Genomic DNA, 17,639 nt, shown 5'->3' with positions numbered 1-17,639 from the left:
AGTTCGTGTGTCGAAGGCCTGACATTCGGTGAGAACCCCGCAAAACGCCGCCAATTGGCGCAACCGCGGCCTGCAGCGTGTTCCCCGCCGATGTCTGCTTATGGGCAGTGGCAAAGTCGCACTCTACGGCCGAAATTAGGCGCGAAGCGGTCATCCATGGCTCCACTACGGGAGTCTGCTTCGGGTCGAGGGTGCGTTTCCGAAACGGCTCTGTAGCGGCAGAACCGGACGTTCAAGGACCCTGCTAAAAAGTAGCGGGCTTGCTTCGGGCGGTTAAGGCCAGGAGCGCCTCCGAAAGACGTTTCTTTGCCCGTTCGACCCCGTTCTCGTCGATCGCTTCGACATCGAGGAACAGGTCGAGGCCAGTCGCGTGCTCGCTGATGACCTGAGGGCGCTGTGCCAGTTCACCAAGGAGGCCCTCGACTTCATAGGGGACAACCTCCCGACTGATCCCCTTCATGGCGATCGGCGCCAACGGACGCGCTCGGACAAGGTCGCGCACGAGCGCATAGGTCTCATAGCTAAGGCAGATGCCGCCAGGTTCGGCAATCGATTGCAGGCGGGCCGCTAGGTTCGCTTCGGCCCCGATGATCGTGTAGTCCATGCGATCATCGGAGCCGAAGTTGCCGACATTGCAATAGCCCGTGTTGATGCCCATGCGAGCTCGGAACGGCTGCTCAATTCCTCGATCACGCCACAACCTGTTCAGCTGCTCTAGCCGGCGCTGCATGTCGACAGCCATGCGCAAGCAGGCCCTCGCGTCCTCCTCGACACCCTTTGTCTCGGGGTCTCCGAAGAACACAAGAAGTGCGTCGCCGATGAACTTGTCGACCGTAGCCTCGTGCTTGAGCGCGATCATTGACATCTCGGTGAAGTACTCGTTGAGGAGTGCCGTGAGGTCCTCAGGCTGGAGCCGTTCCGCGATCGCGGTGAAATCTTTGATATCTGAGAAAAAGATTGTGAGCTTCTTGCGCTCGGTCGCGATAGTCACGTCCTTTTGGCCGCTGAAGATGCTTTTATAAATTTGAGGCGAGAGATATTTGGCGATCTTCAATGAAATTGCGGCGAGAAAGTCGTTTGCCTCGGCGAGTTCCGTGTTCATGCCGTGAACCAAGGCGGACTGCCGACGCTGCAGGAAAATGAACGTTAGACCCGCCGCAGCTGCGAAGCCGAAATACAGAAGCAGATACTTGAAAGAGAGGACGTTGGCCCCGATTGGCTGGGCGACCGATATCTCCTGGATACCTCGGACATCCCCCACCTTCCAGTCTGTCTTGGGGCTGTCCGGGTGCGAGTTATGGCAGTTGACGCAGACTTGTCCCATTACTACGGGAGCCGCCGCGCGAACGTGTCGGTCAAGCAGCGAACCCGAGGCTTCGATGATGGGCTCACTTGGATTGGCGCGAAAGGCAGAGATTGCGTTGCGCTCGAATGTGTCTAGCTGGTGGGGCTCGCGGCCTTTGAAAGGTAGGTCCGAGACGAAGCGATATTTGACGGACCCGTCGTGAGCGCTGATGCGCTTGCCGAGTTCGATTGAGAGGGTTGCTGGGATAGGGATCGCACCTGGCACGTCCCTGTAATTGTGCGTCGCGGTCACGGCGCCGTCTGCTTTCAGGACCCGTCCCACGACGTCGCTGCCGTAGAATCCGCGCATGTCGTCGATGATCCGGCTGATTTCGCTGGCTTGCGTGCGCAGCATGCGTTCCGACAGATCTCGGAGGTCGAGCCAGGCTGCGACGGGCAGACCTATAAGGCCGACGACCACTGCCGCAACCAGGAGCGGTCCCATGGTGCGTTGCTCACGCGCAATCTGTTCACGCAATCCAGCCATTGTCCAGGTTACCGCCCACCCGTAATCCAATACCTGAACTATACCTTCATTCGCGGCTCGCTACCAGCGCCAGTGGCTCGGTGAGAACACGATGGGGCCGGAAGCGGACTTGCGGCTTCGAGGCCTGGAATGTGAGAAGCGGACATTCAGGCGCCCCCCATGCATCGACGTGAACTGACCCATTCGAGACCTTCATTACCGGCGTTGGGGATGGCAGCTTTGCGCTCGCTCTATGTCGGTCGTCCAGAGCGGTGACGCTCCCCCCGAAACCGGACACTGGGTTAGCGAACAAGCAAACGATGCCAAGTACGCCAGCAACTGTCCGGCGACGATCAGCGCCACAACGGTCGCGGCCCTAGCTTCGGTATCAGGACAATCGCCAGAACGATGTAGATGACCCCGAACACGCCGGCGCCAACGAGGCCACGAGCTTTTCGCGACGCCGCTTGTCAATGTCCAAGGCTCTTGCATCAGTAAGATGACGAGGATCATCGTCAGCGTTCCGCCGACATAGCTGATCAGTGCTGCTCATGGCGCCGATCCCAGGCTGGCCCTGAGACTTGCGACAAGAACTTGCTGAACAACCACGCTAACCCTGCTCCGGCGCCAAGCAGAGCCAATCCCAGCATCGGCAAAAGTTGCACCGCTTACCCCCGCTTTTTTACTATCGCAGGTGACCTTTGCCGGCTTCCAAGTCACAAAGTGTAGACAGAATTTATGCGACAGGCCGAATTTCGCCCTTTCAATGGCAATGACCGTGATCGTTGACCGCTGCATCCGAAGGCATCCGCCACTACTGGAGAAGGGTTGGTATGTCCCAACACAATCTCTCATCCACCTCGGACCGACAGCCTCCATAGCAACGACAGCTAGTAGTCCACCTCGCTGAGTCGTGGTGGCGGACAAAATCACCCTGTTTAGTGCCGGCGTTTACGTCGCCAGGCACTCGGGGTGGTTCCTACATTCGCTCGAAAAACACGGGTCAGATGGCTCTGGTCAGCGAACCCGCAGGCAAGTCCGATCATTGCGATACTCTCATCCGTTGTCTCCAGAAGATCCTTGGCGAGCTCCACGCGCCGTTTCAACAACCAACGATGGGGCGGTTGCCCAGTTGTTGCCTTGAACGCCCGCGTAAAATGCCTTGCTGACAAACCGCATGCATCGGCCAAATCCGCCAGAGACCGATCGGACTGGATGCTGTCCAAGAGTAGTTCCTTTGTTCGCCTTCCCGCCATGGAGCTAAACCTCTGGTAGCCTTCTCTGAAGGCGTTTTCAGGCCGCCATAGGTTCGAGCGAGATGCATCCGGATCGCAACGAAGACGTAATCTGCGAACAGGGCATTCGCTTCCCAGGGTTTTGAAATCGCGGGTAGCAGAGCACTGACCAAATGAAGCAGTACCTCGTCGCGCGGCGGAGGCTGTAACGTACAGACTAGCTGCTCGATGGCCGGCACGCGAAGTTCGTCGGTGAGTTCATTGAGGGCTCGCATTGGCATATAAACGTGCAGCGCCGCAAACGGCTCTGCGAGATCAGCCACCCACGATTGCCTTAGATCAAAAATCCCCAAACCACCCGACGGTGTGCTTGTCCGTCTCAAATGCCGCTCATCGCACCAAAGATCGCCGTCGCTCCAGCCCCCGACAAAAATGCTAGCGAGAAAGGTCTCGCTGCGCGCATGCGGCAAGGTCAAACCTAGGCCGGGTTGGTCTCGGCGAACTTGGCAAGCGGCCATATCGGCGCTTTCGTTCTATTCGTCGTGGCGCCGACACAGTTAACTTAAGGCACATCTCACGAGTTCTCGGTTGCGGGGGACAAGATACCCGCTTTCGCTTACGTCGTCTGCGACATCACGCCGAGCATGCACGCCGAGCTGAAGATGTCGGACGCGATGCCTACGCCGGACCAGCGCTCCTATTACGGCTATCACCGGACCTTCGGGATCTATTTCGAGGTCATCGACTACGGCCGGCTTCTTGCCGATGCCAAGCGTCGCAACCGCGTCTTCTTCGACCGCCTGAACCTCATGGACGCGCAGCTCCCCTAGAATTCGACCGAAAAGGGTCGTGTAGGGGATCGACATGCGCCGTGTCCCCAACTGTCGCGTTCTGCCGCGAGGACGGAGGGATTTAGACGTAGCCGTGAACTAATTTGAACGTCCGCTTTCAGGAAGCCGCCACAAGTGGGCAAATGGCGGGAATCAGGCGCGTTGCCGACCGTCAGAGTCGGGGCCGAAGCGAACGTTGGAACCGAGGCGTGCAAGTCATGAATCCAAGGTATAGCTTCACACAGACCTGCTTCTCGTGGAAATCTGAAACTTCGTTGCACCCACTAGGTTTGGAATGTGACACCGGGCGCCGCACTCTCCTTTGGTTCGTTTACGCTGGTGCCGGCCGAGCGCCTGCTTATGCGGGGCGACGAAAGGCTGAGGATTGGCAGCCGCGCTTTGGATATCCTCATCGTCCTGGTGTCGCGCGCCGGAGAGATCGTTTCCAAAGACGAGCTCGTCTCCCAGGTCTGGCGAAACATGTTCGTCGAGGAAAACAACCTGCGCGTCCACATCACGTCGCTGCGCAAGATTCTCGGCGACGGCCCCGAGGCGCAGCAATATATCTCGAACATTCCAAATCGCGGCTACAGCTTCGTGGCGCCGGTCACGCGCAAGGAGTCGCCGACGCGGGCCGATGGCCAGCAACCCACGATAGCCCGACTGCCGCTACCCCGGCTGGCCAACCGGATCATCGGGAGAGAGGCGGTTCTCGATCAGCTCGAGGGGCAGCTGCCCGAGCAAAGGCTGCTCACCCTCGTCGGTCCGGGAGGCATTGGAAAGACGACAGTAGCGCTCGCTCTTGCTCAACGCCTGGATGATGGTTATTCGGACGGCACGGCGTTCGTCGATTTCTCCGGGATTGCCACTGGAGCGCTGATCACCGAGCTGATCGCCACCGCAGCGGGCTTAGTGCTCGCCTCGACCGATCCGCTCGCTGAGCTGGCGAACAAGCTTAGTCATCGCTCGATGCTCCTCGTCCTCGACTGCTGCGAGCACCTCATCGACGAAGTCGCGGCGATCGCCGAGGAACTGATCACCAGGACGCGGCACGTGACGATCCTGGCGACCAGCAGGGAGCCGCTTCGGGTCGCGCCCGAATGGGTTCTGCGCTTGCCGCCGCTGGACTGCCCGGGGCCGGACGAGAAGCTGGATGCGGCAAGGGCACTGGATTTTGCTGCGGTCCAGCTGTTCGTCGAGCGCGCTTCGGCAAGCCTTGGAGGCTATTCTTTGAGCGACGCCGACGCCCCGGTGGTGGCCGATATCTGCCGCCGCCTCGATGGCATCGTGCTCGCTATCGAACTGGCTGCGGGGCGCGTTGATACGTTCGGCATTGCCGGCGTTGCGGAATCGCTGCGGTCTAATTTCGACATCCTGACGCGTGGACGACGCACGGCTCTGCCACGCCACCAGACGCTTCGCGCGACGATGGAGTGGAGCTTTTCCCTGCTTTCCCCGGCACAGCAGGCCGCTCTCGCGCAGCTTTCGGTGTTCAATCAGGATTTTACGCTGGCGGCGGCGCGCGCAGTGGTATCGGGTGAAAGTGGCGGCGACGTCGAAGAGTGCATCATCGACCTTGCCGCGAAGTCGCTCGTGGTCGTTGATCGCAATGCCTATCCGGTGCGCTATCGCCTGCTTGACATGACTCGCGCCTACGCAGCCGAGAAATTTTCGGTCGCCGTGTCGCGGGAAGACGCTTCGCGCCGCCACGCAGTCCACTATCGGAGCCTGCTCGAATGTGCCGCGCCGCATGAGCAGGACGCCGGCTGGGTGGACGGCTTCGCCCGCGACGTCGGCAATCTCAGGGCTGCGCTCGACTGGTGCTTCTCGCCGGGCGGCGACGCGGCGGCCGGCGTTGCAATGATAGTCGCGGCAATTCCGCTGTGGTACCATCTTTCGCTGGTCGACGAATGCCTGTTGCGGGTAAGGCAAGCGCTGGATTGGCTCGAACGACAGCCCGACGCCGATCAGCAAAGCCTGATGCGGCTTCATGCGGCCCTTGGCTTTCCGCACATGCGCGCGATTTCAGGACGGCCCGGCGGCGCGCAAGCCTGGACGCGCTCATTCAAGATCGCCCAGAAGGTCGATGATGTCGACTTCCAGCTGCGCGCGCTTTGGGCGCTGTGGGTCGATCGGACAAACGGCGGCGAACCTCGAGCGGCGCTCGAAAGGGCCGAGGCGTTCTGCGCGCTGTCTGAGCGTTCGGCAGACGTCTCGGACCAGTTGATCGGTGAGAGGATGAAGGCAAGGGCACTGCATCTGCTGGGCGATCAGCCAGCCGCGGAAAGCCATGTTCGGCGCATGCTGGATGCCTATCGCCCGCCGTCGAACGGATCGCATCTGGCGCGCTTTCAATACGATCAACGCATCACCGCCCGCATTACTCTGGCGCGTCTGCTGTGGCTGCGCGGCAAAACAGAAGAGGCCCTGCGTGAGATCGACGATATGGTCAGCGCCGCTCTTGCCGCGGGCCACAATCTCACATTGTGCCACGCCCTGTCGGACGCCGCCTGTCCGGTGTCGCTGATGGCCGGTGACCTCGCACGCGCCGAGCGCTATACGGACATGCTGCATCGGCGCACGCACGACCACGCGCTCGACGTTTGGCATGCCTATGCCGAATGTTTCGAGGGCGATATCCTGATTCGAACCGGAGACGCCGCAACGGGCGTCACACTCGTCGGCGAAGCTCTCGACCGGCTGGATCGTGCGGGATTCTATCTTTACCACACTGTCTTCCAATCGATACTCGCCTCCGGGCTGGCGAGGATTGGCCAGGAGCTGGAAGCCGTGGCGCTGCTCGACGACGCTCTGGCGCGCTGCAGGTCGAGTGGCGAGGCTTGGTACTGCCCGGAACTGCTGCACCAGAAAGGCAAGATACTTGCCGAACAGGCCTCGCGCCCGACTGAGGCCCGGCTGCTCCTCCAGCGCGCGATCGAAATGGCGCGAGATCAAGGCGCGTTGGCCCTGGAGGCGCGTTCGGTGGCCAGTCTGGTAACGCTAAACAAGCTGGTTAGCGCCGTTTAGCAACGATTAACTGGTTCACGCCGCTCCACTGCGCAACTGTCTCGTCATCGAACGAAGCGCGCAGAGGGAAAGAGCGATGACTTCAACCCGCAGTACATCCTTACGTCAAGCGGTCGTCGCCGGTCTGGCCGGCACTGCACTGCTCGCCGTCCTGATCACCTCGGCCAACCCGACCACCTCGGCAGAACCCAGCCAGACTGGGTTCTGCGACGCCGCCTGCGTGGAGACGAAAACGTTCGACGTCGACGGCGTCGCCTACGCCTACCGGACGCTCGGGACGCAGTCCGGAACGCCTCTGGTTCTCCTCAACCGCTTTCGCGGGACGATGGACGAATGGGACCCGGCATTCCTCGATCATGTCGCGGCAAGCCGATACGTCGTCATATTCGACAATATCGGCGTGGCCCGCTCCGGCGGCGAGGCCCCTCTCCGCATGGCCGATTGGGCGAGGAACGCCGGCGCCTTCATCGACGGCCTGGGTTTCAAGCAGGTCGATCTGCTGGGCTTCTCCTTCGGCGGCCTCGTCGCGCAGGAACTGACGCTCCAGCGGCCCGGCCTCGTGCGCAGGCTGGTCATCGCCGGTAGCGGCGCGGGCTATGTCGAGGGCGCAAACCTGAATCCCATGGCGATTGAGGTCGCCACCAAGCCGACAAACACAGACGACGACTTCCTCTTCCTCTTTTTCAAGGACACGCAAACCAGCCAGGCGGCCGGACGTGCGCACCTCGCTCGGCTACGGGAGCGCAAGGATTCATTTGCGAGGCTAGTGAGCGAAAAAACCTGGAAGGCAATGCTTGCCGCCGCAGGGGATCTAGGGACGCCGGAAACATCGCTTCTCAATCGTGTCGGGGCGATCCGCCAGCCGGTGCTGGTGGCGAACGGGAACGAAGACGTCATGATCCCAACGCTCCAGTCTTACGCCCTGGCGCAGGCGATCCCGAACGCGCGGCTGATCGTCTACCCGGACTCCGGCCACGCCTTCCTGTTCCAGTACCCGCGCGAGTTCGGCGACGAGGTCATTCGCTTCCTCGGCGAGGAGTCACAGCCGTGAGCGCCACCCTGCATCCGATCCAACTCACCCGCCGCGAGATGCTCGCAGCAGGCATCACTGCCGGAGCGGCGACCCTTCTGCCGGCATATGCGGCGCAGGCGATTTCCGCTGAATCCACCACTCAACCCAGCGAAGGACGACAGAACATGGGCTTCATCACCACGAAGGACGGCACCGAGATTTTCTATAAGGACTGGGGTTCGAAGGACGCACAGCCAATCGTCTTCCATCACGGCTGGCCGCTCAGCGCCGACGACTGGGACAACCAGATGCTGTTCTTCCTGCACAACGGCTACCGGGTCATCGCGCATGATCGCCGCGGCCACGGCCGCTCAACACAGTCCGACACCGGCAACGAGATGGACACCTACGCGGCCGACGTTGCCGAACTGGCCGAGGCGCTCGACCTGAAGAATGCCGTCCATATCGGCCATTCGACCGGCGGCGGCGAGGTCGCGCATTACGTAGCTCGCGCAAAATCGGGTCGCGTCGCCAAAGCGGTGCTGATAGGCGCGGTGCCGCCGATCATGGTGAAATCCGCCAAGAACCCGGGCGGCCTGCCGATCGAGGTGTTCGACGGGTTTCGCGCGGCGCTGGTCGCGAACCGGGCGCAATTTTACTACGACGTGCCCTCCGGTCCCTTCTACGGTTTCAACCGGCCGGGCGCGAAGGTTTCGCAGGGCATCATCGACAATTGGTGGCGGCAGGGCATGATGGGCGGCGCCAAAGCGCACTACGATTGCATCAAGGCGTTCTCGGAAACCGACTTCACCGACGACCTGGAGAAGATCGATGTTCCGGTGCTCGTCATGCACGGCGACGACGATCAGATCGTGCCGTACGCCGACTCCGCTCCGCTGTCCGCCAAGCTTCTCAGGAACGGAACGCTGAAGACCTATGCCGGTCTTCCGCATGGCCTGTGCACGACGCATCCCGACATCGTCAACGCGGACCTGCTCGCCTTCATCAAGAGCTCACCGCAAGCGAAAGAGGAGACTTGCCATGACCTCGACCACGACCGCTATGGCGGAGGAATATCTGGAGCGCGCGGACGGCCCAAGGATCTTCGTGCGCTCTTGGCACCCTGCGTCCAGACCGAGCGCGGTCGTGGCGATTTGCCACGGCGTTAACTCACATAGCGGCCAGTACTTCTGGGCCGCCGAGCAGATGGCCGCCGCCGGCCACGCCGTCTACGCCCTCGAGTTGCGCGGTCGCGGGAAGTCCGACGGCGAGCGGTTTTCGTCGAGAACGTCACTGAGTATGTCGACGATCTATCGATGCTGATCCAGCTCGCCAAGCAGCGGGAGCCCGGATTGTCTGTCTTCCTGCTGGGCCACAGTGCAGGCGGCGTGGTCTCGACCACCTATGCGCTGGACCATCAGGCCGAGCTCTCCGGATTCATATGCGAGAGCTTTGCGTTCCAGGTGTACGCGCCGGATTTCGCTCTCGTGGTCGTCAAGGGGCTCAGCCACGTCGCGCCGCATTTTCACGTCCTGCGGCTGAACAACGAGGATTTTTCGCGCGATGCGGCGATTGTGACATCGATGAACGACGATCCGTTGATCGATAAGGAGGTCCAGCCGACGAGCACAGTCGCAGCACTGATTCGCGCAAACGAGCGGCTGAAGCGCGACTTTCCGCTGATCACGCTGCCGGTCTTGATCTTACACGGCACGGCAGACAAGGCAACCAAGCCTGCCGGCAGCCAGCTGTTCTTCGACACCGCCGGCTCCGCCGACAAGACGCTGAAGCTCTACCCGGGCCACTTCCACGACCTGCTCAACGATCTCGGCCGCAAGGAGGTGATCGCCCACGTGCTGCGATGGATCGCCGCGCGCGTGCCGGTGCGGTTGGCATTGGCCGGAGTCGAGTGATTGTCAGGGGGCCGAGATGACGTCCACGGGCGCGCCGCTTCGCATAGCCGTCATGCTCAGTCGGTCCTCGGAAGCCGGCAACGTCGGGCTCGAGCAGTTCCTGGGGGTCTACTACGCGCTTCAGGATGCGGGCGCCGAGGTGCTTGTAGCGTCGATGTGCGGCGGCTACCCCTGGCCCACGCGTTTCACGCGACTGGGAGCGGAAGCCGACGAGCTTGCAAGGCGGTTCCAGGCCGACCGCCGCGCCCGTGACGATCTCGCCAACACGCTCAGATTCGGCGAGCTGTTCGAGGAGGATTTTCACGGCGGTTTCTGCGTCGGCGAGCCGGGCGCGCTCTGGCGCGACGCTGATCGCAACTCGGCCGGGCGCTGATCGCTCAGTTCCTGCAGGCAGGCAAGCCGATCGCCGTTCTACCGAGCCTGCTGGATATCCTCCCCAAGGGCGCGGGAGATGGCCTGCTCATCCTCGGCGACGGAGCCTGGCCGCCGTCTGCCGCCGTCGCTGCGCTGTTGGCTGCAGCCACCAGACAATTCGAGATCAGGAGATTGGGCCATGAGACTTGATCGACGCACCTTCCTTGCCGGCGCCGCCGGGTTTGTCGGCTGCTCTTCAGTGCGGCCATGGCGCGCCATGGCCGCCTCGCCCCACCGCTTCCGCCACGGTTCCTTCAACATCACGGTGCTGAGCGACGGCCATTTTATGCTGCCGGCGGAGGTCGTCGCACCGGACGCGATGTCTGCCGAATGGGTCGACATCGAGAAACGGCTTGGCGGGAGCAGCGGCGCCATCGATGCGAAATGCAACGTTCCGCTGATCCGGACCGAGAAGGACCTGATCCTCTTCGACGTTGGAACCGACGACCCACAAGGACCGGCTGAACCAGGACATCCTGGATTTCATCAAAGGGTGAGGCTCCCGGCGAGGCCCTCTAGCCTGAGACTACATGGCGTAGGAGAGCACGATGCCCACCGCGCATACAATCAATTTGTCTCGCCGCGGCTTCTGCCTGTGCTGCCTAGCCTCGGCTATTTTCGCCGAGGCGGGAGGTTGGCTGGCGCCGAGACAGTTCATCATGAATCCCGCCTTCTTCACCAGGCTCGCTTACGCGGGCGTATGACCAGCCCGGCGAGGAGCACTGCAGCTTTCAGTTAAACTTTAAACCGCTGCCTCCGCAGCCATGCGCACTGGAACCCATCATGGGAAAATTAGACGGAAAGATCGCTCTCGTTACCGGCGGAAATAGCGGTATCGGCCTGGCAAGTGCAAAGCGCTTTATGGAGGAGGGCGCGTACGTGTTCATAACGGGACGGCGCCAGCCCGAACTGGATAAAGCCGTCGCGTCGTTAGGTGACAACGTCACTGGCGTTCGCAGCGATGTTTCCAGTGCTCAGGACCTCGACCGACTGTATGAGACCGTCACGGCCCAGAAGGGCCGCATCGACATCCTCTTCGCAAATGCCGGGCTTGGCGAGTTCATGCCGCTGGGCGAGATTACGGAGACGCATTTCGACACAACCTTCGGCGTCAACGTTAAAGGCACGCTGTTTACCGTCCAGAAGGCATTGCCGCTGATGCAGGGCGGTGGCTCGATTATTTTGACCGGTTCCACTACTGGAAGCCACGGATCCCCTGCTTTCAGCGTCTACGGCGCGAGCAAAGCAGCGATTCGCAGCTTCGCCCGGAGCTGGATTCTCGATCTGAAAGGTTCCGGGATCCGGGTGAACGTCCTGTCGCCGGGCGCGACTTCGACGCCGGGTTTGCACGGCTTAACGCCTGATCTCGAACAAGGTCGTCAGATGACGGAGTTTTTAATCGCCCAGACTCCTCTGGGACGCATGGGACGTCCGGACGAAATCGCAGCAGCGGCGCTTTTCTTGGCGTCGGAAGAAAGCAGCTTTGTAAATGGCGTCGAATTCTTTGTCGATGGCGGTATGGCGCAAGTATGAGCGTCCAAGATGCGGGCCAGGCTATTATTTTAACTGGTACTACACAAGGTAATAGAATGACCGAAAGCCCGACTTTGTGCTGCGAGCAGCCAGATATTCTGCTCAAGAACCCAGATAGTAATTGGGCATCTATGGGTGGCCACCGACGACGCGCCGGTGAAAGTCTATCTGTCCAGCGCGTCTGGAGAGCGTAAGCGCCGGGTTGATGCGCCCGCACGCCAAAATCAACCCCGATACCCAGTGCCGAAGAGAACTTTCGTTCAGCAGGAGAAACTCATGACAAATCTTTCGCGCAGAGCCTTTGCCTTCGCAATCCCTGCGGTCCCAGTTGCACTAGGCTCCGCTTTGGCCGCCAGCGTGAATACCGCGAAAGCGCGGACTGCCGATCCCAAAGCGCTCGTGCCCTCAGCACAAATCAGGATCGGCCGCTTCACCGTAACCGCGCTAGTGGACGGGTTTGCCGATATGCCCTTCGGCTATTTCCCCGGGAGCACGCCCGAACAAGTTGAGGAACGAGCGCAGGCGATATCGGCGGCCAAGCCCGGAGGCATCCGCTTCGTATTTAACCAGTATCTCGTCGATGACGGCGAGCGCCTGATCCTGATCGACACCGGCCCCGCCGGCGCGATGGGCAAAACGGGACAGCTCCCTGGTGCGCTCGAAACAATGGGAATCACGAGAGAAGATATCGGGGCGGTCATCGTCACGCATATGCATGTCGATCACCTCGGCGGCCTGGTGGCCGGTGGAAGCCGGAACTTCCCGAATTCTGACGTGTACGTCGATCGCCGTGACGTCGCGTACTGGACTGATCCCGCGAAGAGAATTTCAGCTCCGGAGTTCCTGAAACCCAGCTTCGATGCATCTTTGGAACTGGTCCGCCTCTATCCAAACCTGCAGGCAATGGATGGCGAACGTCAGATCACACCGGGCGTCTCAATCATCGACCTGACCGGCCACACGCCCGGGCACATCGGAGTCCGCATCGAGGATGGCGGACAAAGTCTGCTGATGGTTTCGGACATGCTCTTCCCTGTTGTCCATCCCTCGAATCCGGAGGTCGGCTTCCTGTTCGAGCAGGACCGACCGGCCGCGCAGATCATGCGCGAACGATTTTTTCCGCGTGCGGCCGAGGAAAAAGCCCTGATCGCGGCCACCCACATGCCTTTCCCAGGCTTGGGACGAATCGTGGCCGACGGCGGAAAGATGCGTTGGATACCAGCCGAGTGGGCTCATCATCAGGAATGAGCCCGACCGCCTGCTTTGGAGCACATCATGCCGCACCAAGCTCACCAAAAGTGCAGTGACCTACGTCAAGGAGCCGACGGCGGCGATTGGCGAAGGCGAAGCGCTGCTGTGCTGCGCAGTCCCCGCCCAAGAAACGACGGGGGAAACCAGATCCAACTCGAACTCTGATACTCGTCATTGATGCGTCTGACGCAAGAGTATCGTCCGCCTTTTCGACGTTCATCATCGTCCAGGCCGGAGCATCTTATCGGGGACGAAAGGGACAGCCTTTCAAAACCAAATCAAGGAGATAGACATGTCCCGCATTCCCACGCCCGCCACAATCAACGATGCACCGGAAGCGTCCCGCCCTGTGCTTGAAGCCGTCCAGAAGCAGATCGGCTCCGTGCCGAACATCTTTCGCCTGGTGTCGAACAGCCCCGCCGCTCTGAACGGCCTGACGGCGCTGCAGGGCGCTCTCGGCAAGGGAAAGCTGGCTCCGGCCACCCGCGAGCAGAACGCCCTGACCATGGCCGAGGCTAATGGTTGCGATTACTGCCTGTCCGCGCATACCTATACCGGCGCAAAATTCGCCAGGCTGGACGAGAGCGAAATCGAGGCGAACCGCCGCGGCACCTCGAAAGATCCAATGGCTGCCGCCGCTGTCGAATTCGCCCGCGCCCTTGTCGACGCGCGCGGCTCGGTGGCGCCGGACGAAATCGAAAAGGTCCGCGCCGCCGGTTACGGCGATGCCGAAATTCTCGAGATCATCGCGCATGTCGCGCTGAACACCTTCACCAACTACGTCAACGAAGCTCTGGGCACCGAAATCGATTTTCCACGTATCGATCGCCTTGCCGCATGACCAACGAAGGGTGGTCGTTTCCTGCGACCACCCTCCCATCCTTTCAGCGCTGCACAAACAAGGAACTTATCAATGTCCCGTCCGCCGCTTCCCCCTTTCAATGAACAGTCCGCCATCGAGAAGGTCCGCCTTGCCGAAGATGGCTGGAACAGCCGCGATGCCGCCAAGGTCGCGCTTGCCTATACAGTCGACACTCGCTGGCGCAATCGCGCCGAATTCGCAACCAACCGTGCCGAGGCTGAGGCCTTCCTGACGCGCAAATGGAACCGCGAGCTCGATTATCGCCTGATCAAGGAGCTTTGGGCCTTTCAGGGTGACCGCATCGCCGTTCGCTATGCCTATGAATACCACGACGACAGCGGTCAGTGGTTTCGTGCCTACGGCAACGAGAACTGGGAGTTCGCCGAAGACGGGCTAATGCGCGCGCGCCATGCCAGCATCAACGAGCATCCGATCACGGAAGCGGACCGCAAGTTCCGCTGGCCGCTCGGCCGCCGACCGGACGATCACCCAGGCTTGAGCGACTTCGACTTTTAAGCGAGACCCGGATCAAGGAGGTCACCGCCATGGCAGGCTTCAAGGTCGATGCGAAGGCACTGCTGTCGATCGAGCTCGCGCTTACCACCGGCCGCGATGATCGCATTTTTCCCGGCAGCAGGAGGAAGACGCGAAGGCACGGCGCGCGACGTCAAAGAGATCCCTGCTCGCCAATGGCGCGTGGAACATCCAACGGGGAAATGGTTCTGGCCAGTGTTTCCAGGCAAACCGTGAAGGGACGATCACTGGTGATCGAGCACGATTCAGGCCGACGCCCATGCTCGTTCAATACGGCAATCTTGAGCACCAATTATGACTGACGAATGGCCTCCACTTCAACCGGTTCTCACGGGTGTCCGCGGTTTGTGCCCCCGTTGTGGGAAAGGGCATCTTTTCAACGGGTTCCTGACGCTTAAGCCTAAATGCGAAGTGTGCGATCTCGACTACTCGTTTGCAGATCCCGCTGATGGTCCCGCGTTCTTCGTAATCTGCTTTGCATGTGTGCCGAGCGTTCTTCTTGGCGTATGGCAGCAGGTCGCTTTTGAGACACCGTACTGGGTCCATCTGCTGACCACGCTGCCCTTCATGCTCATCACTTGCATCCCCCCGCTTCGGCCTCTCAAAGGTTGGCTCATCGCTAGCCAGTATTTCTACAAGGCTGAGGAAGGCAAGATCGACCGCGATTACGTGAGGCCTCGGCACGCTTCGTCCGGAGACGGCGAGGAAACCACACCTCCTCCCGTACCGACCTCTGGCGACGACTCATAAAGATGCGTTGGATACCATGAGTGGGCTCATCCGGACCTAGGAGCACTCGCGTCATCGTTGACGATACCGTTCGCGGTTTCACCAACAATCGTGAAACGATCAAATGCGTTCAGCGCCAAACCACAGCCTAGGTGTTGTAGCCTTGATCTGATGTCAGGCGTATAGCTAACTTCACGGGTATGGCTGTTGCTACACGGCGAAAAGGACCGGGCTCAACGGATGACATCCGACGATAATAGGCACGAGCCTGTCGAACAATTGCTCGACACTCCCGAACTTGCGACTGCGCTCGAAAGTGAACAGTTCAAGAAGTTCCTCGACCAAGTTCCTATCGCCATTGCGGTATCGGATCTGAGGGATGGCGAGACGGTGGTCTACGCCAATCCAGAATTCGAGAAGCTTTCCGGGCTTGCCGCCGCTCGCCTTGAGCAGGAGAATTGGAAGGGGCTTTCGGGGAGTGCGGTGAAAGCGCCCTTCGATCAGCGGATCGATGAAGCGATTGTCACACAAACGGACTTCATTGGAACCTTCCGCCTCGAGCGAAAAGGCTCAGGTTCAGCGATCGTAGACGTCTATTCGAATGTCATCGAGGACGACGACGGCAAGCTCTGCTTTCGGCTTGTCGCCCTGGTGGATGTGTCTGCCCATAGCGATGCGGACAAACTGTCCATTGAGGAGCGGATCCGGGAGAAAGATACGCTCCTCCGCGAGCTGCAGCACAGGGTCAAGAACAACCTGCAAATGATCACTGCGCTCATCCGAATGGAAACTCGGAACGCAGTCGAGCCAGACAAGAAGCGATTTGAGCGGCTGGCTGGGCGCGTTGACGCACTCGCGATCCTGTATCAAGCGCTGTCTGGTGAGGATGACAAGGACGAGATCGATTTGGGCGTCTATCTGAGCCAGATAGCCTCCGCCGTGATGACCTCTCACGCGGTGGAGGGTATCCGCCTCGACATGAAGGTCGACACCTATCCGGTTTCGATAAATGTCGCCATGCCGACAGGACTGGTTGTGAACGAGCTTCTTACAAACGCGCTGAAGCATGCCTTCAGAGGTCGGGAGGGAGGGACAATCACGCTGCGGAGCATAGTGGACGGCAATGGTTGCCGGGTCGTGGTCGCTGACGACGGTATCGGTCTGCCTGAGGGTGTGACATGGCCTGCACCCGGTAAACTCGGAGCCCTCATCGCGCGGTCGCTGACCGAAAATGCCAAGGCGCAGTTCGACGTCACCTCGGCCGTCGGTGAAGGAACCAAGGTGACCATCATCTTCAATCGGTCGGCTGCGATCGCCGGCTGAATAGATCATGGAGCCGGCTCGACCGGAATCGCCATTACTGGCATAAACCGCCCGCGGTAGGATCTATGGATTTATCATCGGGCCGCCCGCCCTGGGGTTGTAGGGAAAAGCGAGACGCTCCGCCAGAGCCTCTGAGAGATCTGCGACTGAGGTCGACTGCACGAACGAATTGTGATGTGGCCCCGCCTCCCGATCCAAGGATCGCTTCGGGATCGAGAACTGCACCTTTAACTGGGCGGGCTCGAAGGGTCGCTGTCATCGATGCGCCGCTTAATGTAATCCCATTGAGTGTCGTCGCTGGCTTGGAATGCCGCCATCACCACAGGAATATGCCCGAGGTTAAGAACGGCCTCGATGACCGACCGTTTTTCGTCCACCAAATCGGCGTAGGTCGAGCTGACGAAGATTTGGTATTCAACGTCCATGCGGCTTCACCCTTCGATCCGCCCTTGTAAGTCTGCAAGCAGGCTGGGGATAACGTTCCGTGCCCGCATCAAGAAGCCAGTCATGATTCTTGCAAGGGGTGAAGCGATCAAAGCCCGACCCGCGCGCTGGCACGCTAGGTTGCCCGGTTTGCCGGAAGGAATAATCACTTGCGGCCGAGGAGTATGAAACGTGCGGTGCCCCCCGCCGCAGCGACAGCCTTCGCTATTCCTTCTTGTCGACCAGCGCCCGTAGTGCCGAGACGTCATGCAGCAATAACCTGCTGCCGCGCTTTTCGATCAGGCCTCTCTTGGCGAGGTCGCTCATTTCGCGCGAGACCGCTTCCCTGTGCGTGCTCATCGTTGCCGCCAGCTCGGAATGCGTCGGTGCCGGGCTTATGGACACCTCGCCGTCCACGAGTGCGGCTTTCTCCGCCCGATGCAGGAGCTCGACGATCAGCCGTTTTCGCACGACCAAAGTGCTGTATTCGAATACCCGCTCGGTCATGCGCCGGAGCTGGGCAGACAGATGCTCAAGCAGCATCCAGGCAAAAGTCGGGTGGGTCATCACGATATCCCGGAATGCTGTGCCGGACAGCCGTGCAGCGCGGGTTGCCTCCAGCGCGACTACGCTGGCAGAGCGTGCAATCCCGTCAATGCCTCCGAGCTCCCCGAAAATGTCACCCGGTTCGACATCGCGATACGCTATCTCCCTGCCGTCCGCTGAAACCAGTGTCACGCGAG

At 60.6% G+C, this 17,639-nt stretch carries 19 protein-coding genes and 2 pseudogenes; 15 read left to right on the top strand and 6 right to left on the bottom strand.

What is annotated here, in order from left to right; genetic code table 11:
• Positions 1-244: 244 nt before the first annotated feature.
• The 3 genes from AC0L2Z_RS31385 to AC0L2Z_RS31375 all read right to left on the bottom strand — a co-directional run bounded on the left by AC0L2Z_RS31385 (position 245) and on the right by AC0L2Z_RS31375 (position 3,368).
• On the bottom strand, positions 245-1,831 hold the full coding sequence (locus tag AC0L2Z_RS31385; RefSeq protein ID WP_023798997.1) for an adenylate/guanylate cyclase domain-containing protein: 1,587 nt from the start codon (positions 1,829-1,831) through the stop codon (positions 245-247).
• Positions 1,832-2,748: 917 nt separating this feature from the next.
• Positions 2,749-2,982, bottom strand: coding sequence for a helix-turn-helix domain-containing protein (locus AC0L2Z_RS31380; protein ID WP_473480923.1), 234 nt, complete (start codon positions 2,980-2,982; stop codon positions 2,749-2,751).
• Complete coding sequence (locus AC0L2Z_RS31375) at positions 2,913-3,368, bottom strand: hypothetical protein (protein ID WP_473630198.1); 456 nt, start codon at positions 3,366-3,368, stop codon at positions 2,913-2,915. The genes AC0L2Z_RS31380 and AC0L2Z_RS31375 overlap by 70 nt, the downstream gene beginning before the upstream one ends.
• A gap of 321 nt (positions 3,369-3,689) precedes the next feature.
• On the opposite strand from AC0L2Z_RS31375, the gene AC0L2Z_RS31370 reads away from it, so the two are divergent.
• The 7 genes and pseudogenes from AC0L2Z_RS31370 (at position 3,690) to AC0L2Z_RS31340 (ending at position 10,200) form a co-directional block, all read left to right on the top strand.
• Entirely contained in the window at positions 3,690-3,875 is a 186-nt protein-coding gene (locus AC0L2Z_RS31370; protein ID WP_473630192.1) for a hypothetical protein, read from the top strand.
• Positions 3,876-4,172: 297 nt separating this feature from the next.
• A complete protein-coding gene (locus AC0L2Z_RS31365; RefSeq protein WP_473630191.1) occupies positions 4,173-6,902 on the top strand; it encodes an ATP-binding protein in 2,730 nt (909 codons plus the stop codon).
• Positions 6,903-6,978: 76 nt separating this feature from the next.
• Positions 6,979-7,953, top strand: coding sequence for an alpha/beta fold hydrolase (locus tag AC0L2Z_RS31360; protein ID WP_473630190.1), 975 nt, complete (start codon positions 6,979-6,981; stop codon positions 7,951-7,953).
• Positions 7,954-7,991: 38 nt separating this feature from the next.
• Complete coding sequence (locus AC0L2Z_RS31355) at positions 7,992-9,083, top strand: alpha/beta fold hydrolase (protein ID WP_473630197.1); 1,092 nt, start codon at positions 7,992-7,994, stop codon at positions 9,081-9,083.
• Positions 8,977-9,237, top strand: a complete 261-nt coding sequence (locus AC0L2Z_RS31350) for an alpha/beta hydrolase (protein WP_473630196.1) — start codon at positions 8,977-8,979, stop codon at positions 9,235-9,237. Before AC0L2Z_RS31355 ends, AC0L2Z_RS31350 begins: the two co-directional genes overlap by 107 nt.
• A pseudogene (locus AC0L2Z_RS31345) lies at positions 9,201-9,827 on the top strand (alpha/beta fold hydrolase); the annotation flags it as partial. The gene AC0L2Z_RS31350 and the pseudogene AC0L2Z_RS31345, both read left to right, overlap by 37 nt.
• A gap of 16 nt (positions 9,828-9,843) precedes the next feature.
• Positions 9,844-10,200: a type 1 glutamine amidotransferase family protein gene (locus AC0L2Z_RS31340; protein WP_473630189.1), complete on the top strand. Its 357-nt coding sequence runs from the start codon at positions 9,844-9,846 to the stop codon at positions 10,198-10,200.
• A 38-nt stretch (positions 10,201-10,238) separates the two neighbouring features.
• Here the strand turns inward: AC0L2Z_RS31340 and AC0L2Z_RS31335 are convergent, their stop codons facing one another.
• Positions 10,239-10,616, bottom strand: coding sequence for a hypothetical protein (locus AC0L2Z_RS31335; RefSeq protein ID WP_473630188.1), 378 nt, complete (start codon positions 10,614-10,616; stop codon positions 10,239-10,241).
• Between the two features lie 173 nt (positions 10,617-10,789).
• Between AC0L2Z_RS31335 and AC0L2Z_RS31330 the strand changes: the two are divergent.
• The 8 genes and pseudogenes from AC0L2Z_RS31330 to AC0L2Z_RS31295 all read left to right on the top strand — a co-directional run.
• Positions 10,790-10,894, top strand: a pseudogene (locus AC0L2Z_RS31330) (MBL fold metallo-hydrolase); the annotation flags it as partial.
• 130 nt (positions 10,895-11,024) lie between these two features.
• Complete coding sequence (locus AC0L2Z_RS31325) at positions 11,025-11,774, top strand: SDR family NAD(P)-dependent oxidoreductase (protein ID WP_287229497.1); 750 nt, start codon at positions 11,025-11,027, stop codon at positions 11,772-11,774.
• 276 nt (positions 11,775-12,050) lie between these two features.
• Positions 12,051-13,022 carry an MBL fold metallo-hydrolase gene (locus AC0L2Z_RS31320; RefSeq protein ID WP_473630187.1) on the top strand — a complete coding sequence of 324 codons (972 nt, stop codon included), beginning with the start codon at positions 12,051-12,053 and terminating at the stop codon, positions 13,020-13,022.
• A gap of 295 nt (positions 13,023-13,317) precedes the next feature.
• Positions 13,318-13,866, top strand: a complete 549-nt coding sequence (locus AC0L2Z_RS31315) for a carboxymuconolactone decarboxylase family protein (RefSeq protein WP_473630186.1) — start codon at positions 13,318-13,320, stop codon at positions 13,864-13,866.
• A gap of 72 nt (positions 13,867-13,938) precedes the next feature.
• Positions 13,939-14,403 (top strand): nuclear transport factor 2 family protein, encoded by a 465-nt coding sequence (locus AC0L2Z_RS31310; protein WP_473630185.1) that lies wholly within the window; start codon positions 13,939-13,941, stop codon positions 14,401-14,403.
• 29 nt (positions 14,404-14,432) lie between these two features.
• Positions 14,433-14,723 (top strand): hypothetical protein, encoded by a 291-nt coding sequence (locus tag AC0L2Z_RS31305; protein ID WP_473630184.1) that lies wholly within the window; start codon positions 14,433-14,435, stop codon positions 14,721-14,723.
• A complete protein-coding gene (locus AC0L2Z_RS31300) occupies positions 14,716-15,171 on the top strand; it encodes a DUF983 domain-containing protein (protein WP_473630183.1) in 456 nt (151 codons plus the stop codon). Before AC0L2Z_RS31305 ends, AC0L2Z_RS31300 begins: the two co-directional genes overlap by 8 nt.
• Positions 15,172-15,390: 219 nt before the next feature.
• Positions 15,391-16,473 carry a sensor histidine kinase gene (locus AC0L2Z_RS31295; protein WP_023798984.1) on the top strand — a complete coding sequence of 361 codons (1,083 nt, stop codon included), beginning with the start codon at positions 15,391-15,393 and terminating at the stop codon, positions 16,471-16,473.
• 227 nt (positions 16,474-16,700) lie between these two features.
• On the opposite strand, the gene AC0L2Z_RS31290 is transcribed toward AC0L2Z_RS31295, so the two are convergent.
• Both AC0L2Z_RS31290 and AC0L2Z_RS31285 read right to left on the bottom strand, forming a co-directional pair.
• The gene (locus AC0L2Z_RS31290) at positions 16,701-16,898 is read right to left on the bottom strand and encodes a DUF4062 domain-containing protein (RefSeq protein ID WP_473630182.1); all 198 of its coding nucleotides are present in this window, start codon (positions 16,896-16,898) and stop codon (positions 16,701-16,703) included.
• 223 nt (positions 16,899-17,121) lie between these two features.
• On the bottom strand, positions 17,122-17,639 hold a 518-nt coding region (locus AC0L2Z_RS31285), incomplete at its 5' end, for a Crp/Fnr family transcriptional regulator (RefSeq protein WP_287249699.1).

It is taken from the genome of Mesorhizobium sp. WSM4850 (genome assembly GCF_055811735.1).
The sequence above is the reverse complement of the archived record's forward strand: the minus strand, read 5'-3'. Positions and strand labels throughout refer to the sequence as shown.

Excerpts from the sequence above, each read along its gene's own strand:
- AC0L2Z_RS31305 (WP_473630184.1), top strand. The coding sequence starts at position 14,433 with ATGGCAGGCTTCAAGGTCGATGCGAAGGCACTGCTGTCGATCGAGCTC.
- AC0L2Z_RS31320 (WP_473630187.1), top strand. The coding sequence starts at position 12,051 with ATGACAAATCTTTCGCGCAGAGCCTTTGCCTTCGCAATCCCTGCGGTC.
- AC0L2Z_RS31325 (WP_287229497.1), top strand. The coding sequence starts at position 11,025 with ATGGGAAAATTAGACGGAAAGATCGCTCTCGTTACCGGCGGAAATAGC.
- AC0L2Z_RS31315 (WP_473630186.1), top strand. The coding sequence starts at position 13,318 with ATGTCCCGCATTCCCACGCCCGCCACAATCAACGATGCACCGGAAGCG.
- AC0L2Z_RS31340 (WP_473630189.1), top strand. The coding sequence starts at position 9,844 with ATGACGTCCACGGGCGCGCCGCTTCGCATAGCCGTCATGCTCAGTCGG.
- AC0L2Z_RS31385 (WP_023798997.1), bottom strand. The coding sequence starts at position 1,831 with ATGGCTGGATTGCGTGAACAGATTGCGCGTGAGCAACGCACCATGGGA.
- AC0L2Z_RS31290 (WP_473630182.1), bottom strand. The coding sequence starts at position 16,898 with ATGGACGTTGAATACCAAATCTTCGTCAGCTCGACCTACGCCGATTTG.
- AC0L2Z_RS31355 (WP_473630197.1), top strand. The coding sequence starts at position 7,992 with ATGCTCGCAGCAGGCATCACTGCCGGAGCGGCGACCCTTCTGCCGGCA.
- AC0L2Z_RS31310 (WP_473630185.1), top strand. The coding sequence starts at position 13,939 with ATGTCCCGTCCGCCGCTTCCCCCTTTCAATGAACAGTCCGCCATCGAG.
- AC0L2Z_RS31370 (WP_473630192.1), top strand. The coding sequence starts at position 3,690 with ATGCACGCCGAGCTGAAGATGTCGGACGCGATGCCTACGCCGGACCAG.
- AC0L2Z_RS31295 (WP_023798984.1), top strand. The coding sequence starts at position 15,391 with ATGACATCCGACGATAATAGGCACGAGCCTGTCGAACAATTGCTCGAC.
- AC0L2Z_RS31300 (WP_473630183.1), top strand. The coding sequence starts at position 14,716 with ATGACTGACGAATGGCCTCCACTTCAACCGGTTCTCACGGGTGTCCGC.
- AC0L2Z_RS31350 (WP_473630196.1), top strand. The coding sequence starts at position 8,977 with ATGGCGGAGGAATATCTGGAGCGCGCGGACGGCCCAAGGATCTTCGTG.
- AC0L2Z_RS31360 (WP_473630190.1), top strand. The coding sequence starts at position 6,979 with ATGACTTCAACCCGCAGTACATCCTTACGTCAAGCGGTCGTCGCCGGT.
- AC0L2Z_RS31335 (WP_473630188.1), bottom strand. The coding sequence starts at position 10,616 with ATGGCGCCGCTGCTCCCGCCAAGCCGTTTCTCGATGTCGACCCATTCG.